Source organism: Acidisoma silvae, assembly GCF_020618775.1.
In the GTDB taxonomy this organism is placed as follows: domain Bacteria; phylum Pseudomonadota; class Alphaproteobacteria; order Acetobacterales; family Acetobacteraceae; genus Acidisoma; species Acidisoma silvae.
On the sequence record NZ_JAESVB010000073.1, the window covers coordinates 1 to 827 of the forward strand.

2 pseudogenes are annotated in these 827 nt (G+C 62.0%); one reads left to right on the top strand and one right to left on the bottom strand.

The features are described 5' to 3' along the window. Window positions 1–269, top strand: a pseudogene (locus ASILVAE211_RS25855) (hypothetical protein); the annotation flags it as partial. 437 nt (window positions 270–706) lie between these two features. Here ASILVAE211_RS25855 and ASILVAE211_RS26675 read toward each other — a convergent pair. Continuing rightward, a pseudogene (locus ASILVAE211_RS26675) lies at window positions 707–827 on the bottom strand (IS110-like element ISEc32 family transposase); the annotation flags it as partial.

Here is an 827-nt window from a genome sequence, read left to right on the forward strand (position 1 = left end):
TCTCCGTCTCCCTGCCGACATTCTCGACCGATCGGGTCAGACGGCAGGCGGGCGACGCAGCGCCACCGGCTGAAACGCCCCTCATCCTCGTCGGTCGCGACGGACGGCGCCGTGTCGTGCTGGCGGCTGACCTTGCGGCACAACGCGCCGGATCGCGCATTGGCATGGCCGCCTCCAAGGCCCAGGCCCTCGTCCGCGATCTGGCTCGTGGAGAGCGCCTGTCCACCGCGCGATCCCGGCAAACTTACGACGATGGAAGGCTACCATAATCACGGCAGACGGCCTGAAATCGTTCAACATTGACGTCTCGCGGGGCGTGGCCGCCGTGCGCAGTGGTTGGCAACATTCGATCAGATTAAGGAGCTTCAGGGAGCGGGACAGATGGCCTCGTCGACCAAGCGCGCTACAGGTTTGCACCGAAAATTATACCAAAACGGCCGTCCCTCGTCATCTTGCCGGAGGGTCGGGCCATGGCGCCTAAAGCCACGACACCGTCAAAGTTTGCGGACTATTTGGCAAAGCGATGGGCGGAGGGACACAGATCGGCCCGTCATCTGCTGCCGAAACTCAAGGCCTGCGGCTACGCCGGCAGTCAAACACATCTGGAACGCCCACTTGGCCAACAGCACCGATCTCCTGCGCGCTCGTATGTTGCCGCTCCATTTGCCCACCGTTTGAGCGACTGTCTTGATCGCCAAGCGGAGATCCATCCTTTTCGGTCCCGCAGCATGGCATTGAGGATAGTCAGTAGCTTTCGCATGCATGCCGTAAGAGCCAGCTTGCCGGGATTGCCTGCGGCCCGCAGGCGTTCATACATCAGGCGAATG